At 74.7% G+C, this 17,013-nt stretch carries 14 protein-coding genes; 4 read left to right on the top strand and 10 right to left on the bottom strand.

All coding sequences use genetic code 11. The features are described 5' to 3' along the window. Positions 1-4: 4 nt before the first annotated feature. Positions 5-712 (top strand): DUF3105 domain-containing protein, encoded by a 708-nt coding sequence (locus tag NBH00_RS00595; RefSeq protein ID WP_254571421.1) that lies wholly within the window; start codon positions 5-7, stop codon positions 710-712. On the opposite strand, the gene NBH00_RS00590 is transcribed toward NBH00_RS00595, so the two are convergent. The 3 genes from NBH00_RS00590 to NBH00_RS00580 form a co-directional block, all read right to left on the bottom strand. Next, positions 702-1,337 (bottom strand): sugar transferase, encoded by a 636-nt coding sequence (locus NBH00_RS00590; RefSeq protein WP_254571420.1) that lies wholly within the window; start codon positions 1,335-1,337, stop codon positions 702-704. The two genes, NBH00_RS00595 and NBH00_RS00590, sit on opposite strands and share 11 nt — an antisense overlap. Beyond that, positions 1,334-2,494, bottom strand: coding sequence for a glycosyltransferase (locus tag NBH00_RS00585; protein ID WP_254571419.1), 1,161 nt, complete (start codon positions 2,492-2,494; stop codon positions 1,334-1,336). Before NBH00_RS00585 ends, NBH00_RS00590 begins: the two co-directional genes overlap by 4 nt. A gap of 127 nt (positions 2,495-2,621) precedes the next feature. After that, positions 2,622-3,701: a glycosyltransferase family 4 protein gene (locus NBH00_RS00580; RefSeq protein WP_254571418.1), complete on the bottom strand. Its 1,080-nt coding sequence runs from the start codon at positions 3,699-3,701 to the stop codon at positions 2,622-2,624. A 54-nt stretch (positions 3,702-3,755) separates the two neighbouring features. On the opposite strand from NBH00_RS00580, the gene NBH00_RS00575 reads away from it, so the two are divergent. Further along, on the top strand, positions 3,756-4,703 hold the full coding sequence (locus NBH00_RS00575) for a glycosyltransferase (protein ID WP_254571417.1): 948 nt from the start codon (positions 3,756-3,758) through the stop codon (positions 4,701-4,703). A 107-nt stretch (positions 4,704-4,810) separates the two neighbouring features. Then, the gene (locus NBH00_RS00570; protein WP_254569017.1) at positions 4,811-5,680 is read left to right on the top strand and encodes an IS982 family transposase; all 870 of its coding nucleotides are present in this window, start codon (positions 4,811-4,813) and stop codon (positions 5,678-5,680) included. 21 nt (positions 5,681-5,701) lie between these two features. Here NBH00_RS00570 and NBH00_RS00565 read toward each other — a convergent pair whose 3' ends face one another. Together NBH00_RS00565 and NBH00_RS00560 are read right to left on the bottom strand one after the other, a co-directional pair. Then, on the bottom strand, positions 5,702-7,198 hold the full coding sequence (locus NBH00_RS00565; protein WP_254571416.1) for a lipopolysaccharide biosynthesis protein: 1,497 nt from the start codon (positions 7,196-7,198) through the stop codon (positions 5,702-5,704). Continuing rightward, positions 7,195-7,932, bottom strand: a complete 738-nt coding sequence (locus NBH00_RS00560) for a sterol desaturase family protein (RefSeq protein WP_254571415.1) — start codon at positions 7,930-7,932, stop codon at positions 7,195-7,197. The genes NBH00_RS00565 and NBH00_RS00560 overlap by 4 nt, the downstream gene beginning before the upstream one ends. 37 nt (positions 7,933-7,969) lie before the next feature. Between NBH00_RS00560 and NBH00_RS00555 the strand changes: the two genes are divergently transcribed. Continuing rightward, complete coding sequence (locus NBH00_RS00555) at positions 7,970-9,109, top strand: glycosyltransferase family protein (protein WP_254571414.1); 1,140 nt, start codon at positions 7,970-7,972, stop codon at positions 9,107-9,109. A gap of 90 nt (positions 9,110-9,199) precedes the next feature. On the opposite strand, the gene NBH00_RS00550 is transcribed toward NBH00_RS00555, so the two are convergent. The 5 genes from NBH00_RS00550 to NBH00_RS00530 form a co-directional block, all read right to left on the bottom strand. Then, positions 9,200-10,792 (bottom strand): O-antigen ligase family protein, encoded by a 1,593-nt coding sequence (locus NBH00_RS00550; RefSeq protein ID WP_254571413.1) that lies wholly within the window; start codon positions 10,790-10,792, stop codon positions 9,200-9,202. Next, on the bottom strand, positions 10,771-12,648 hold the full coding sequence (locus NBH00_RS00545) for a FlgD immunoglobulin-like domain containing protein (protein WP_254571412.1): 1,878 nt from the start codon (positions 12,646-12,648) through the stop codon (positions 10,771-10,773). Before NBH00_RS00545 ends, NBH00_RS00550 begins: the two co-directional genes overlap by 22 nt. Next, complete coding sequence (locus NBH00_RS00540) at positions 12,645-13,184, bottom strand: histidine phosphatase family protein (RefSeq protein ID WP_254571411.1); 540 nt, start codon at positions 13,182-13,184, stop codon at positions 12,645-12,647. Before NBH00_RS00540 ends, NBH00_RS00545 begins: the two co-directional genes overlap by 4 nt. 47 nt (positions 13,185-13,231) lie before the next feature. Then, positions 13,232-14,605 carry a LytR C-terminal domain-containing protein gene (locus NBH00_RS00535; protein ID WP_254571410.1) on the bottom strand — a complete coding sequence of 458 codons (1,374 nt, stop codon included), beginning with the start codon at positions 14,603-14,605 and terminating at the stop codon, positions 13,232-13,234. Positions 14,606-14,671: 66 nt separating this feature from the next. Further along, the gene (locus tag NBH00_RS00530; protein ID WP_254571409.1) at positions 14,672-16,609 is read right to left on the bottom strand and encodes a polysaccharide biosynthesis protein; all 1,938 of its coding nucleotides are present in this window, start codon (positions 16,607-16,609) and stop codon (positions 14,672-14,674) included. Between the last annotated feature and the right edge of the window lie 404 nt (positions 16,610-17,013).

The raw sequence follows: 17,013 nt of genomic DNA, 5'->3' as shown, positions 1-17,013 counted from the left end.
CACGATGAGCAGCCGTCATGAAGAGAAAGCCGCCCGCCGCGCGGAGCGGGAGGCCCAGGAGGCCGAGGCCGCGAAGGCCGCCGGCCGGACGAAGCGCATGCAGATGGCGCTCGGCGCCTTCCTCGTGATCGCGATCCTCGGCGGGTCGGCGGCCGCGCTTCTCAGCGGCGGCGGCAGCGGCGGCGGCTCGGGCAAGGTCCAGAAGGGCGCCGTCGACAAGAAGGCGGCGATCCCCGCGGTCCAGGAGACCGACCTCACCAAGGCGGCCGCGCTCGCGAAGTGCACGCTGTCGAACCCGAAGATCGAGGGCTCGACGCACGTGACGGGGACGGTCGTCTACCACACGAACCCGCCCTCCTCCGGCAACCACAACCAGACCCCGGCCGAGGACGGCATCTACGCCCCGGGCAACGAGCCGGCGAAGGAGAACTTCGTCCACTCGCTCGAGCACGGCCGCATCGAGATCGAGTACGCGAAGGGGTCGACCCCGACGCTCGTCAACCAGATGGAGACGGTCGGCAGCGAGGAGCTCAACGGCTCGGCCGCCTACCACGTCCTCGTCTTCGAGAACAACACGAACATGCCCTACCAGGTGGCCGCCGTCGCCTGGGGCCACATCCTCGGGTGCAAGACGATGAACCCGCGCGTGTTCGACGCGATCCGCGCCTTCCGCAAGACCTACACCGACAAGGCCCCGGAGCTCATTCCGTAGGCGTCCCGCCGCCGGGGGGCGGATCCGGTGGCCGCCAGCCGCCCGTCGCCCCCCGGTAGCTGTCGGAGCCCCCCGCGAAGAGGACGCCGACGGTCCGCCAGAGGATCTTCGCGTCGAGGGCGAGCGAGCGGTGCTCGATGTACCAGAGGTCGAGCTCGATCCGCTCGCTCCAGGGCAGTGACGCGCGGCCGTTGACCTGCGCCCAGCCGGTGAGCCCCGGCTTGACGGCGAGGCGTCCGCGCTGGCGGTCGGTGTACTGCGCGACCTGGTGCGGGAGCGTCGGGCGCGGCCCGATGAGGGACATCTCGCCGCGCAGGACGTTCACGAGGTTCGGCAGCTCGTCGATCGACGTCCGCCGGAGCACGGCACCGACCTTCGTGATCCGCGCGTCGCCCGCGTCCACGGCGAGACCCGCTCCGATGAACTCGGCGCCCGAGACCATCGTGCGGAGCTTCAGGACGTCGAACTCGTGGCCGTGCAGCCCGGAGCGGCGCTGGCGGTAGATCGGATGGCCCGGGCTCTCGAGGCGGATGAGGAGCATCGCGACCAGGAGCACCGGCGACGTGACCGCGAGCACGGCGGCGCTGACGAGCACGTCGACGACGCGGCGGACGCGGTCGCTCATCGGGTCCCCTCGGCGGCGTCCCAGCCGGCGGTCGTGCCGTGGCGGAGGTGGTCGTGGAGGCCGGCGGCGATCGACGCCGTCGTGAGCGTGTAGTAGCGGGCGACGAGCCCGGCGCGGCCGGCACGGGGACCCGCCGCCGCCGCGCCGAGGAGCGCGAGCTGCGCGGCGAGCGCCAGGCGGTAGACGGCGCCGTGGCGACGGGACCGGGCCAGTCGCGCCGCGGTCGCGAGCGCCGCGAGGTGGAGGAACGGGCCGCCGTAGCGCAGGTACCGGTGGCCGACGAGCATGAGCAGGTACGGCGGGGGGAAGCCGCGCGGGTCGAGCAGCCCGCCGCGCAGGATGATCGCCCAGGCGTGGCTCATCATCCGCCGCTTGCGCTGCCACTCGCCCTCGATCGACGGGACCATCTTCTCGGTCGCGCGGGCGGCCGGCGCGTAGACCGCCCGGCGGCCGCGGCGGACGAAGGTGAAGGGGAACATGAGGTCGTGGCCCATGACCGGGTCGACGACGACGTAGTCCTCGCGGCGGGTCGCGTAGATCGCGCCGTTGCCCGCGGTGACCGACCAGCGCTCGGACTCGGCGGCGCGCAGCCACATCTCGTAGCGCCAGTAGAGACCCTCCTGGTTCGTCCCCGCCGCGCCGTCCGGGTTGACGAACGAGACCTGCCCGCAGACGTAGCCGACCCCGGGGTCGGCGAAGGGGGCGACGAGCTCACGCAGCGCGTCAGGCTCGAGGAGCGCGTTCGCGTCGCTGAAGGCGACGATGTCCGCCGTGGCCGCGGCGACCGCCGCGTCCTGCGCGGCGACCTTGCCGCCGCGCGGGAGCTCGAGGACCACGTCGGCGCCCGCGGCCCGCGCGCGCTCCGCCGTCGCGTCGGGCGAGCCGTCGCACGCGACGACGACCTGCAGGCGCTCGCGCGGGTAGTCGAGCGCCCGCGCGTTCGCGACCTTCTCCGCGATGACGTCCTCCTCGGTGTACGCCGCGATGACGAGGCAGACGGTGGGGAGCGCGGCGGTCGCGTCGCCGGGCCCGGGACCGGGCTCCGGGCGCAGCGGGCGCCGCGGGAGCGCGCGCAGGGCCAGCGGGTAGCCGGCCTGCGCGAAGACGAGCCCGCCGGCGGCGGCCCAGAAGGTGGCTTTGGCGAGACGGGCGGACACGCCGCGCGGAGGCTAGCGGGCGGCCGCGGCACGGGTCGGCGCCGCCCCTCCGGCGCCGAGACCCGATAACGGCCCAACTGGGGAACGAGAAACGGGTCTCGGCGGCGGGGGGACGGCCCGCGATCCGTCACGCCGCGCCGAGCGAGCGGTACAGCGCGAGATGCCGCGCGGCGATGTCGTCCCAGGCGTAGCTCGTGGCGGCGGCCGCGGCGGAAGCCTGGGCGAGCGCTCGGAGCGCGCTGCCGTCCTCCTCCCCGAGCAGGCGCGTGAGCTCGGCGGCGAGCGCCGGGGCGTCCCCCGCCGGCACGTGCGCCGCCGCGGTGACCTCCGGGAAGCCCCCGACGTCGGAGAGCAGCAGCGGCCGCCCGAGGCCGAGGGCGCTGAAGAGGACCCCGGACATCTCGATGTCGCGGTAGGGCAGGACGGTCAGCGCGGCCTCGCGCAGGCACCAGGCCGCCTCGGCGTCGGTGACGAACCGCGGCACGACGGTGACCCCCGGCGGCGGGTCGGGCAGCGCCATCCGCGGCGCCCCGACGACCCACAGCCGCGCCGGGACCTCGAGACGGCGCCAGGCGTCGTAGAGGACGTCGAGGCCCTTGTACGGCTTGAGCAGGCCGAACAGCAGCGCGGCGGGCGGCCCCCCCGCCCCGGCCCCGGTCGCGGCGAGCTCGGGCGGCGGCGTGGGCACGAGGCCGGAGAGGTGGGTGAAGGCGCCGTGCGGGATGACGTGCACCCGCGCGGGGTCGACGCCGGCCTCCGCCACGAGGCGCCGCCGGCCGTGCTCGGTGTGGGCGACGACGGCGTCCACCCCGGCGTAGAGGCGCCGCTGGCCGGCGGTCTGCAGCGGGCGCGCCACGCGGGGCAGGACGTCGTGCGCGGTGAGGACGCGGACGCCGCGCGGACCGAGGCGGGTGAGCGCCCAGTCGAGCTCCTGGATCGCCGCCCACTGCCAGTGGACGACATCCGGCCGGTCGCGGCGGCGGGCCGCGGCGTAGGCGAGCATGTCCGGGACGTGCTGGAGCGGGCGCGGGAGGGCGCGCCGGTAGAAGGTCTCGCGGACCTCGTAGCCGAGGGCGGGCGGGACCTCCCCGTGGCGGAACGGCGCGGTGACGAGCGTCACGCCGGCGCCCGCGCGGGCGAGCGCGGCCGCGAGCGCCCGGTCGTACGGCGGGGTGTAGGCCGGGGGATCGACGACGTGGACACGCACCGCAGCGGCGACGATACGACAACGCACGGCCACGTCCGCTTGAATGGGCGGCCAGTGGCGGTCGACCTGTCCTTCCTCGTCGTGAACACCGAGCAGCGCGAGCTGCTCGTCCGCGGCCTGGACGCGATCGCGGCGGAGCGCGCGGCGATCGAGGCGACCGGGCTCACGACCGAGGTCCTCGTCCTCGACAACGCCTCCCGCGACGGCTCGGTCGGCGCCGCCCGCGCCCACGCGGCGGTCGACCGCGTCATCGTCAACGACCGCCGCCGCGGCAAGGCGGAGAACGACACGCTGCTGCTCCAGCGGGCGGCCGGGCGCTACGGCCTGCTCTTGAACGAGGATTCCGAGCTGCGGCCCGGCGCGACGGCCGCCCTCGTCGAGGCGCTCGACGCCGACCCCGAGGCCGGGGCGGCGGGGGCCCAGCTCCTGCGGCCGGACGGGACCTGGCAGCCGTGCGCCTGGCGCTTCCCCACCCCGGCGACCGCGCTCGCCGGGGCGCTCTTCCTCCACCGGCGCATCACCGTCCAGTCGCGCGGGGACCGCACGCGCCGGGTCGACTGGGCGCAGTCGGCCGCGATGCTCGTGCGCACCGAGGCCGCCGCCCAGATCGGCTGGCTCGACCCGATGTTCTTCGTCTACTCCGACGAGGTCGACTTCTGCAAGCGCCTGAGCCTCGCCGGGTGGCACACGCTGTACGTCCCGTCGGCCGAGGCGATCCACCACGAGCAGCTCTCGACCGGCGCCGTCCCCGAGCGGCGGATCGTCGAGCTCTCCCGCAACCGCGACCGCTACATGCGCAAGCACCACTCCCGCCTTGCGGCGTGGGCCGTCCGCTGGCTCACCGCCTACACGTACCTCGTGCGCTCGCTCGTCGCCGTCGTCGTCCCCGGCCACGACCCCCGACGCTACCGGCGTCACGTCTCCGCGACGCTCCGCCCCGACGAGGGCGAGGGCCTGCGCGAGGCGGCCTACGAGCGCAACAAGGGCGGCGCGCGACTCTAGATGGTTCGTTCCACGGCGGGGGCGGAGGAGTCGGGTAGGCAGGTGACATAAGCAGGCAGGTCGAAGTCGGCGGTGCTATCTCGCCAACGCCGACCCTGGGGGCCTCGATGGACGCCGACCTCGACCTGCTGCTGATCGCTGTTTACTGCACCTGCGACGATCTCCTGCCTGCGAAGGGCAAGAACGCCAAACGGATCTTGACCGACGCGGAGGTCGTCACGTTGAGCGTGGCTCAGCAGGTACTGCGGATCAGCTCTGACGAGCAGTTCTGGGCGATGGCACCGCATCGCTTGGGGCACCTGTTCCCGCGACTGCCCAAGCGCCCGGGTTTCGTCAAACGCCGCCAGCGCCTGTCGGACAAAATCGAAGCGCTGATCCTCGAGTTCGCCCGCCACACCAACGGCTTTGACGACGACCTGCTCGTGGTCGACAGCACACCGGTCGAATGCGGTCGCTCGGTCGAAACGACGCGCCGCAGCGCCCTGGGCAACGCCGCGGAGTACGGCTACTGCGCCAGCCATTCCCGCTTCTTCTGGGGCTTCCGCCTGCACGGCCTGTTCGCGACCGACGGCACTCCACGCGCCCTTGCCCTGACCTCCCCGAAAACGGGCGAACGAGACGTCGCGCTGGACATGCTCGCCCGCTGCCACCGCAACGGCCCGGTCACCGTCATCGGCGACAAGGGCTACTCCGGCCGCGACTTCCACGCCCAAGCCTCCGCGCTCGGCGCCACGATCGTCCGCCCCCGACGCAAGGACGAGGCCGGCAAAGAGCCGCACCTGGCCCCGATCCGGCAATGCGTGGAATCGATCTTCTGGACATGCAAAGACATGCTCAACCTCGAGGACCACCGCGCCCGCGAGCTCCACACGCTCCGCACCCGCCTGGCCGCCAAGTTCCTCGCTCTCACCGCCGCGATCGCTCTCAACGAACGCCTCGGCCGCCCACCACGCAACCTCACTGCCTACTACGCCTGACCGATCCGTGGAACGAACCATCTAGGTCGCGTCGACGCCGCCGCCACCACCGCGCCCGCCCCGCCGCGCCGCCAGCGACCGGGCGATCGCCGTGAGGCCGGCCTTCTCCTCCGGGCGCATGATGCCACCGGCGTAGAGGAGGACCGGGATCGCGGCGAGGACGGCGACGCGCGCGAAGAAGCCGCCCGCGCCGGACGTCGGCAGGAGCAGCTCGCCGCCGACGCTCAGGCCGCCCATGACCGCGGCGATCGCCGCGAGCCGGCCCCACTCGAACGGGACCGAGAAGAGGACGCGGGTGAGGCGGTGGATGACGAGGATCATCACGACGTAGGCGGCGCAGAGGGCGATGCCGGCGCCGCGGAGGCCGAGCGACGGGACGAGCGCCACGAGCACGAGGACGTTGACGAGGACGCCCGCCGCCGCCGCCGGGAAGTTGCGCGTCATGACCTTCGCGCGGCCCGCGATCGTGATGAAGACGAGGTTCAGCCCGTACAGCGCCCAGCCGAGCGCGATCCACGGGATGACCGCGTGGGCGGCGTAGAAGTCCGGCGTCGACAGCAGGCGGACGATCCAGCGGCTCATGAGCGTCAGGGCGGCGACGACGAGGCCGGTGGCGGCGACGTACGCGGTCGTCACCACGGCGTAGAGACGACGGGCGTCGCCGTCCTCCTGGACCGAGTAGGCGAGCGGCGGCCACGCGGCCTGGAAGCCGCGCACCGCGACGATGACCGCCGTCGAGAGCTTCACCGCGACCGCGTAGACCCCGGCGGCGCTCGCGGACTGCGCGCGCAGGATGTACGCCCGGTCGATGACGTTGAGGGCGAAGACCGTCGCGTCCGCCGGGATCGTCGGCCCGCCGAAGGCGAGCAGCGGCCGCAGCGGGACGGTCGCCCGCGGGAGGCGCACGCCGAGGTACTCGCGCTCGCGCCACCAGAGCGTCAGCAGGACGATCGTCGAGGCGCCGTAGTTCCCGAGGACGTAGCCGCGCGCACCGCCGTCGAGGCCGACGACGAGCGTCGCCGTCAGCGTGATCGTCAGCAGGACGTTCCCGATCGAGGTGAGGACGAAGGCGACGCGGCGCTCCTGCACGCGCAGCAGCGAGGTCGCGAGCTCGAGGTTCGTGAAGGCCCACAGGCCGAGCAGCCCGAGGCGCATGAGGCCGGCGTCGTGCTTGCCGAGGAGGAGCTGCGAGAGCGGGTCCGCGAAGGCCATCCCGATCGCCGTCGCGACCGTCGTCACCGCCCGCGTCAGCGCGCTGATCGTCCGGGCCAGGCGGACGCGGCGGCCGGCGTCCTCGTCGTCGAACCAGAAGCGGACGAAGGCCTCCCCGAGCCCGAGCCGCAGCACGATCGAGGTGAGGATGATGAACGTGAGCAGGGTCTCCGCGTAGCCGTAGTCGGCGGGCGTGAGCGAGCGCGTGTAGAGCGGCAGGGTGCCGATCGCGAGCAGCGCGGAGAGCAGGCTCGGCGCCTGGTAGGCCACGCTGCTGGCCAGCAGGCGCTTGAGGTACGAGGTCACGGAGCGACGGGACGCTGCGGCGGCTGCGGCGCAGGCGGGGCCTCGGTGAGGGTGCGCGCGGTCGGGGAGCGCTCGACGGTCCGGTGGTCGGGCGCGGTGCGGAGCACGTGGTCGGCGACCGTCGAGGTGATGCCGTGCCAGTAGTGCTCGTTCTTGAAGTGGTGCAGCCGGTGGCCGCGGTGGACCGCGGCGTAGGCGCGGCTGCGCGGCCGGTAGGCGGTGTGGATGAGCAGGTGGGTCCACTCGTAGACGCCGATGAGGACGTACGTGGTGAGCGTCGCGGTGAGCACCGCGCCGAGGCCGGGCGCCGCGCCGGCGAGCGTGAGCAGCCCGGTGAGCGTCCCGACGACGAGCGGGACGGCGAGCAGCAGCAGCCCGAGCGCCTCGGCCGGCCCGAGGAGGATGAGGCCGAGGTGGTGCGGGCGCTCGTGGTGCTCGCGGTGGGCGGCGGCGGTCACGAGCTCCACGCGGCGCCCGCGCCAGCGGATCGGCGGCAGGTGCAGGAGGTAGACGTGGATCGCCCACTCGCCGAACGGGAAGACGCCGAGCATCACGGCGACGGCGACGGCGTCCCGCCACGACGGCCCACCCCCGAACGCGACCCGGGCGAGCAGAGCGAGCGCGACGCCGGTCGCGAGGATCCGCGGCGAGCGACTGCGCCAGAGCTCGGCGCGCGCCTCCGCGAGCGTGCGGATCGTGCTGCCGTGGCGATGGGGTGGGATCGGTCCGGCCACAGGCGAAGGTTCGCACGCCGGTAGCCTCCGCGCAGCCGTGCCGCTGCCCGACCCCACCCGCCACGACCCGAGCCTGCGGCCCCTCTGCCTGCTGCTCCTCCCCCGCGAGCTCGAGGCCTTCCTCCTGCGCGACCAGGCGCAGGACCTGCTGCAGGCGCCGGGCGTCGTCGCGGTCGACCCGCCGCGCACGCCCTACGGCGTCCTCGGGCGCCTGCCGGGCCCGGTCGCGGACGCGCTCGCGGGCGGCCAGGCCCGGCGCCTCGTGAAGGTCCTCGCGCGGGACGCGCGGCGCGACCCGTCCGTCGGCGGCGTCCCGCGCGTCGTCGTCATCTTCCACCCGCTGCAGTACCTGCTCGCCCGCGCGATCCTCCTCGCCGTCGGCGGCGAGTGCGAGCTCTGGTACGGCCGCTGGGACCGCTACGAGCACGCGTACGACGCGAGCCCGCGGATGCGCCGGCGCCTCGAGCAGCTCCACGAGCAGGCCGCCTCCCGCGCGCAGATCACCTTCGTCGCCTCCGGCGCACTGGCGGACATCGAGCGCGAGGCCGGCCGCGACGCGACGCTCGTCCCGCTCAGCGCGGACGGCTTCCCCGCCCCCGACCCGCGGGGCGACCGCGGCCCCGAGGGCGAGGCGCGGCCGCCGGTCGTCGCCGTCTCGCTCGGCCATCTCGGGTGGCGGACCGACTGGGCGCTCCTGCACGAGGTGAGCCGCCGTATGCCAGAGCTCGTCCTCCTGCTCGTCGGCGCCTGGCACGACGACGAGTGCGCCGGCGACCCGGAGTACGCCGCCTGCCGCGCCGCGCCGAACCTCGTGTGGCTCGGCCGCCAGGACGACGAGGCCGCCGCGCGGCTGATCCTCTGCGCGGACGTCGGCATCATCCCGTTCAAGGTGGAGCCGTTCAACGACGCCGGGCTGCCGTTCCGGATCCTGAAGTACGCGCTGCTCGGGCGGCGGACCGTCTCCCCGCCGCTCGCCGGCGCGCGCACGTGGGCGGACGTCGTGACGTTCGCGGACGGCGCGCCTGCCTTCGTCGCCGCGCTGCGGGCCGCTGCGGGGACGCGGACCGACCCGGACGACGCGGTCCGCGCCTGGGCGCTCGAGCAGACCGCGCGGAGGCAGAACGCGCCGCTGTGGGAGCGGCTGGGCGACGTCGGGGTGGACACCGGCGGCCGCTGACCCGCGCCGGCCGTCGCTGCTCCGGGCGCGAGGGGTTCCGCGGCGCGCCGTCCACCTCGCGGCGGCCCTGCCGCCGCGCGGCGCCCCCGCTCAGGCGCCCTGAGCGGCGGCGGCCGCCGCGGCGGCGCGGCGCGCCTCCGAGCGGGCGCGCGCGTCCGGCGTCCCCGGCGCGACCCGCGCGAGCGCGACGCCGATGCCGAGCAGCGTCCAGGTGAGCGGGTCCTCCAGGAAGGCCGCGTACATGAACGTGTGCACGACGAGGGCGACGAAGGCTGCCGCCACGATCGCCCGCGGCACGGACGCGACCGCCCCCTTGAACAGGCGCGACAGGGCGGCGGCGAGCAGCGCGAGGTAGAGCGCGAGGCCGACGATGCCCTGCTCGGCGGCGACCGTGATGGGGATCGTGTGGGACGCCGAGGCCGACGTCTCGCTCGAGCTCTTCTGCGTGCGCCGGTAGTCCTTCGCGAACGCGCCCGCGCCCTGCCCGGTGAGCGGCGCGTCCTTGAAGAGGTCCAGGCCGCCCCTGATGAGGTCGTAGCGGCCGCTCGTCGACGTGTCCGCCGACTTCGAACCTGAGACGTTGAAGCGCACGCTCGGGACGAGCAGCGCGACGCCGAGCGCGAGGACGACCCCCACCCCGGCGACCATCCCCGCCTTGCGCGGGTCCCAGCGCAGCCCGCCGAGCACGGTGAGGCCGACGAGCATCGAGACGAACGAGGACTGCGAGAAGGTCAGGACGAGCCCAGCCCAGAGGACGACGAGGACCGCCGTCGCCGCGAGCGCGGTGCGCTGCGTCCGCGCCCACAGGACCGTCCCCGCGAGCCCGAGCATGACGACCATGAGGAAGCGGCCGTAGATGTTCGGGTCGAAGAACAGCGAGTTGACGCGGAAGTAGGACTCGAGCTGGTTCGAGGTGATGACGCGCGGGTTGAGGAACACGTGCTTCGTCGCGTACTCGACGAAGCCGATCCCGGCGAACGCGAGCGCGAGCCCCGCGAGGACGGTGAGGCAGCGGCCGACGAGCTGCGCCGTCCACGTGATCCGGCCGAGGAGGACGAAGAGCAGCGCGAACGGGACGTAGAAGAAGACGACGTTCTCGAGCGCGTGGCCCGCGTCCGAGGAGTACGTCGCCTGCAGCGCGTAGAGGACGAGCGTCGCGGCGAGCAGCCACTCCAGGCGCTGCGCCGGGTGCTCGGGCCGGCGCGCGGCCTCCGGCGCCGGCGCGAGGACGCCCGCGAGCGTGTCGGCGCTCGGCGCGGCCGCGGGCGGACCGCCGAAGAACGTCCCCGACGCACGCAGCCGCGGCAGCGCGTAGGCGAGCGCGCCCGCGCCGATGACGACGTACAGCGGGACGAGGAGGTTCGACGTCGAGCCGCCGACGGCGATCGGGATGCGGAACGGGACCATCGCGACGGCGGCGACTCCGAACCACGACGGATGGCGGTCGAAGACGGCCGCGAGCGCGAGGACGACCGCGCCGCCGGCGACCGCGGCCACCGCGAGCAGCGGCGGGTGGTCCTTGAAGGTGTGGAACGCGCTCGTGTCCCAGACGTGGGCGACGAGGAGGATCGGCGTCACCGCGAGGGCGCCGAGCATCGCGCCCGCCCGCTGACGCGCCACGGGGGCGACGAGGGCGCCGGCGGCGAGGGCCGCCACGAGGATCACCGCGAGAGCTTGAGCCACATGCTCTCCATGAGGGCGGCCGCGTTGCGGTCCGCGCCCAGGTGGGAGGCGAACCCGGCGAGGCCGGTCCGGACGACGAGGCCCTTGCCGAGGGTGTTGGCGACGATGACCGGCTTGCCGGTCGCGTCGACCGCGGAGGCGACGAGCGTCCCGCCGGCGTCCGCGCCGATCGTGCGCTCGACCGCGGGGAAGCCGTGGAAGCTACCGGTCCCGCCCCGGAAGAGGTCGATCTTGTCGAGGCTGTTCTCGATCGGCTGCGTGTTCGGCCCGACCGGGGCGAGGCGCGCCCCGAAGAGGTCGGTCGCGGCGGGCGGCGTCGGGTCGGTGAGGCGGCCGCGCGGGGTCAGCGTCACCGAGCGGCGCAGCGACTCGGTCCCGAGCGAGACGACCGTCCCGCCGGCCGAGACGAAGCTCCGCAGCGCCTTGCCGACGGCGACGGGCAGCCAGCGCGCGTCGCCGGCGATGAGGACGCCGCGATAGCGGCGCAGGTCCGGCGGCGAGGTCGCGAGCGCGACGTCCGTCGTGAGGTCGTAGCGGTGGCGGTGCGCGTCGAGGTAGGCCATGAGCGGCCCCTCGTTCGCCATGAACCCCGACGGCAGGCCGTCGCCGGCGTACACGCGGGCCAGGCGCACCGGCAGGCCGCGGTCGAGGAGGTCGGGCAGGCCGTCGCCGTCGTCGTCGACCGGGTTGCGGCCCTGCCAGGTCATGACCGGCAGGACGACGAGCACGCCGTGCGGGGCCGCGTCGCTCGGGCCCGCGACGTACGTCGTCGACTGCACCGGGTAGGGGACGCGCTGCTGCACCCCGTTCGCGCGGACGCTGAGGAGGAAGAGGCGCGAGACGCCGGGCGGGGCGTGGAGCTTGAGGAACGGCGAGCGCTTGCCGCCGCGGCGGGCGGCGCTGCGCGGGCCGCCGACGCGTCGCAGCGACCAGCGGTACGGCGCGGACCGCGCGTCGACGCTCACCGCGCCGAGGGCGCCGCCGACGGTCTGGATCGCGGGCGGCAGGACGCCGAGGCGCCGGATCGTGATGCCGCCGTGTCCCGCGAACGGGGTCCCGTACGTCACGACGGGGAGGCCGGTCCGGCGGCTCAGCGGCACCGAGGTGCCGATGTTGCCCGCGACGTCGCGGGAGGTGATGACGACGACGTAGGTGCCCGGGGCCGCGGGCGCGCCCGCGGCGGTCGTCCCCGCCCAGCTCCACACGTCCGCCCCGTCGGGCAGCGGCACGGGGCCGTCGACGCGCGCGAGGTGCCCGGGGTCGGTGCGGAAGACCGTCGCCGTCGTCTTCCGTCCCGGGGAGAGGAAGCGGACGCGCGCGGGGGCGCCGTCGACCGACGGGAGGATCTTCGGGATCGGGCGGCCGGCGCCCGCGGGCTTCGGGCCGATCGAGAGGACCTCGACGCGCGGCGGCGTCGTGTCGAGGACGAACGAGTCGGGGCGGACGAGCGAGCGGCCCTCGCGGCGCAGCGTGATCCGCATGCGGTAGCGGCCGTCGGGCGCGCGCGCGCCGTCGTCGGTGCGCCCGTCCCAGCTGAAGCGCGTCTGGCGGTAGGCGGGCAGGCTGCGGGCGTCGACGAGCTTGCGGACCGGGTCGCCGCGGCGGTCGAGGACCTCGATCGTCACGTCGTCCGCGCGGCGGAGCTTGAAGTTGATGCGCTCGGCGTCGAAGCGGCCGTCCCCGTTCGGCGAGAAGACCGGGTACTGGAGGTACTGCTGCACCGGCGAGGGATCGTGCTTCAGCCGCTGGGCGACGAAGAACGCGGCGAACGTCGAGGCGACGAGGAGGGTGAAGACGACGACCGGCAGACGGGGCGGGACGCCGGCCCGGGGCGGCGTGGCGGCCGGCGCGCTCACAGCGGCTCCAGCGTCCCGTTCGGGACGTCCCACGCCATGAACGTCTCGAGGCCGCGGATGTGGGTGTGGGACCGCGCGGCCCGGATGACGCCGCGGTGGCAGACGATGAGCGCGGGCAGCCGGCCGCCGTGGGTGACGGCGACGAAGCCGTCGACGGCGCGCTCCATGAGCTCCTCGAGCGACTCGCCGCCCGGGAAGCGGAAGTCGGGGTCGGTCTCGTGGTACGCGGCCCAGCCCTCGGGGTCGTCTGCCTCGATCTCCGTGTAGAGGCGGTCGGTCCACGTCCCCGCGTCCGCCTCCATGAAGCGGTCGTCGGGGATCGGCTCCAGGCCGATGCCGGCGGCGACGATGTCGGCGGTCTGCCGGGCGCGGCGCAGCGGCGAGCAGTAGAGCCCGGCCCACTCCCGCTCGGCGGCGACGGCGGCGAGCTCGTGCGCCTGCTGCACCCCGCGCTCGGTGAGTCCGACGGCGACCTGTCCCTGGAATCGCTCTTCGGCGTTGTAGGGGGTCTCGCCGTGTCGGGCCAGGAAGATCAAGAGGTCGGGGGCGCGGCCGGGGCGGCGGGCGGGGTCTCGGACGGTGGCTACTTGACGGCGTCGGCGCCCAGCGTGACGACGACCTTCGCGTTCTGGCCCGCGACGATGTCGTTCTGGGTCGCCGGGGCGATGCTCGCCGGCGTCAGGCCGAGCAGCTTGGCGACGTCGACGGCCGCGCGCTTGCTCCCCTGCTGGTAGGCGACGACGGTCTTCGCCATCGTCTGGGTCACCGCCTGGCCCTTGCCGGCGATGCGGTAGCCGCTCGTCTCCAGGAGGCTCGCGGCCGTCGCGGCGGCGCCGTTCGTCTGCGTGCTGTTGAGGACGTAGACGGTGTAGTCCGCACGGACGGGTGTGGTCGCGGCGGGGGTCGTCGTGGTCGACGAGCCGGTCGAGGCCGCGGCGGCGGAGGTGGCCGACGTCGTCGAGGCGACGCTCGTCGGGGTGCTCGAGCCGCCCGAGCCGCCGCCCCCGAAGACCTGCGTGATGAGGAGGACCGCGACGACGATGACGACGAGGCCGCCGCCGACCACCGCAGCGGTGCTGCGCAGCGGCGAGGTCTTCTCGGGCTCGATGACGGGCGGAGCGCCGGGGCGGCGGACCGACGAGCGCACGGAGGCCGCGGCGGGCGGGGTGCTCCGCAGCGCGGCCGCAGGCTGGGGGCACGCGGGCGGCACGCGCGGGGCGGGCGCCGGCGCCGCTGCGGGCGCCGGCGCCGCGGTGGGCGCGGGGCCGGAGGCGGACCCGGTCGCGGACGGGGGTGCCGCGGCGGCGGAGGCGCCGGACGCCCCCGCGGCGGCGGTGGCCGCGGCCGCCGCCTCGGGGGTGACCGCCGGGATGGCCTGCGTCGCGTCCTCGTCGACGGGCTTCCCGCCGGGGGAGGCCGCGGGCGTGCCGTCGGGCTTCGGCGCGTCGGAGGTGGCGGTGGCGGCGCCGCTCGGGGACGCGGCGGTGCCCGCGCCGCCCGCGGTCGCGGCGGCGGCACCGGCGGCGGCCGCGGCCGCGGCGGTGGCGGGAGCGGGGGCCGGCGCGGCGGCGGGCGCGGGCGCGGCGGCGGGGGCGGCGGTCCCCGGTGCCGGGACCGGGGACGCGGGGCCCGCGGCGGCGGGGACGACGCCCGGGGCGCCGGGGCGCTGGACGGTCGTCGCCTGGGTCGCGGCGGCGGTCGCGGGCTGCGTGGCCGGCGTGCGCGCGGGCGGGGCGGCGGCGCGGCGGGCCGCGTCGGCCTGGATCCGCTCCTGCATCTCCGCGGCGCGCTCGGGGGCACGGCCGGCCCACTCGCGCAGGCGCTTCAGCTCGCGCGCCTGGGCGAAGTAGAGGACCGAGAGCACCGCCAGGCCGATGACGGACGCGAAGCCCGCATACGACCCGACGTCCTTGATTTTCTCGGTGACCGAGAGGGCCGCGACGGCGAAGTCCAGCATGAACGACGCAAGTCTAGGGAACCCCGGCGCCGGAACCGCCCGTCGCCGGGCGCGGGCCGGCGCGGCTCAGTCCGCCAGCTGCGGCAGGACGGCCCGCCCGGCCGCCGTCAGCTCGGCGACCTTCACGGCGAGCGCCGCCGCGTCCCCCTCGAGCACGAGCAGGTGGATCTCGTTGAAGATCGCCTCCACCTGGGCCGGGTCGAGCGGGTCGCGCTCCGCCCGGGAGATCTTCTGCACCGGGGTCGGCTGCACCCGCTCGAAGGGGTTGTAGAGCTCCTCGTCGAGCTTCTCCCCCGGCCGGCGGCCGATGACGTCGATCGCGATGTCCTCGTCGGGCCGGAGTCCCGACAGCTCGATCATGTCCCGCGCGAGCTGCATGATCTCGACCGGCTCGCCCATGTCGAGGACGTAGATCTCGCCGCCGGGCATCGGGTCGTCGCCCCCGAGGTTGCCGGAGCGCAGGATGAGCTGCACGGCCTCCGGGATCGTCATGAAGTAGCGCTTCATGCGCGGGTCGGTGACCGTCACCGGGCCGCCCCGGGCGATCTGGCGCCGGAAGATCGGCACGACCGAGCCGCTGGACCCGAGGACGTTGCCGAACCGCACCGCGCTGTACCGCGTCCCCGGCCAGCGGACGGTCGCGGCCTCGATCGCGTACTCCGCGAGGGCCTTGGACGCACCCATGACCGTCGCCGGGCTCACGGCCTTGTCGGTCGAGACGAGGACGAAGCGGCGGACGCCGTGCTCGCCGGCGAGCCGCGCGAGCAGCCGCGTCGCGATCGCGTTGTTGTTCACGGCCTCGACCGGGTTCGTCTCCATGAGGCCGACGTGCTTGTACGCGGCGGCGTGGAAGACGATCGTCGGCCGGTGGGCGCGGAAGACCTCGCGCATGCGCTCGCCGTGCTTGCAGTCCGCGAGGACGATGCCGAGCCCGTCCGGGTGCACGTGCCGCTCGTCGATGAGCTCGCGCTGGATCTTGAAGAGGTTGTCCTCGGCGTGGTCGAGGAGGATCAGGCGCCGCGGCCCCACCCGCGCGATCTGGCGGCAGAGCTCGGAGCCGATCGACCCGCCCGCCCCGGTGACCATGACGTTCTCGCCCGCGAGGTAGCGGCCGTACTTCTCGATGTCCATGAGGACCGGCTCGCGACCGAGGACGTCCTCGACCTGGACCTCGCGCACCTGCTGGACGAGGTTGCCGCCCGTCTGGAGGAGCTCGAAGACGGTCGGCAGCGTCCGGACGGGGATGCCGACCTTGCGGCACTCGCGGACGACGCGGGCGCGCAGCGTGCCCGGGGCCGACGGCACGGCGATCGTCACCTCGTCGGGCGCGACCTCCTCGAGCACCTCGGCGAAGTCGTCCCCCGTCGTGCCGAGCACCTTCACCCCGTCGATCCGCTGGCCCTTCTTCAGCGGGTCGTCGTCGACGAAGCCGACGGGCGTGAGGCCGAGGCCGGGGTTGCGGAGGATCTCGCGCAGGACGAGCTGCCCGCCGTCCCCCGCCCCGACGATGAGGACGCCGCGCGCGTCCTTGTTCGCCCGGAAGCCGTGCAGCGGGCGCTCGTAGACCGCGTGCGCGGCCCAGCGGGCGCCGCCGACGAGGGCGAGCGTCAGGAGGAAGAACGTGCCGAGGACGCCGGTCGGGATCGAGACGGCGACCTCGCCCGCCTTCGAGGGGGCGGTGACCGGCTTGACGAGGGCGACGAAGCCGGCGGTCGCGAGCGTCGCGACGACGACGGCCTGGACGATGGAGACGTAGTCGCGCTGGCGGGTGTAGCGCCACCACCGCTGGTAGAGGCGGAACATCGCGAAGACGACGACGCTCATGAGCACGGTCCAGCCGACCGTCGCCTTGAGGAGGTCGTCGTACCGCTCGGGCAGCCCCTGGTCGAAGCGCAGCTTGTACGCGACGTAGTAGGAGATCGCGACGAGCACCGCGTCGATCGCCATCTGGGGCAGCGAATGGCGGTGCAGCGGGATCGCTGCGGTGCGCGGACGCCGACGCATGGGTCCGCAGTCTACGCGAGGAGACCCATGGATCCCGCTCGTCGCATCGTGCGACGAGCGGGACCGGGGCGGCGACCAGCCCAAGTGTCCGGCCGTCCCGGGGCAGGGCGGACGGACGGCGGGTCGCCTGCTCGCCGGACCGAGAGGGGACACGGGTCCCGGTCCGGAGGTCGCGCGCAGGCCGTCGCGCGGAAGTTTCGGCGTGAGGCGGTCATCTCGGGTGACCGCTCTGGAGACCTCGTGTGCTCGTTCCCCCTCCTTCGCACGCGCCGGGTGGCGCCCTGATCCGCAAGCTCCCGAGGTCCGCGCCCTGCCCCGGGCGCCTCGGGATTCCAGCATACGCCGAGATCGCTCCGATCGCACGCGATTCGTGTCATTTTCGACTTGACCGGAAGTCGGTCTTT

It is taken from the genome of Paraconexibacter antarcticus, assembly GCF_024220175.1.
Lineage (GTDB): Bacteria > Actinomycetota > Thermoleophilia > Solirubrobacterales > Solirubrobacteraceae > Paraconexibacter > Paraconexibacter antarcticus.
This window is presented reverse-complemented; position numbering and strand designations above follow the sequence as displayed.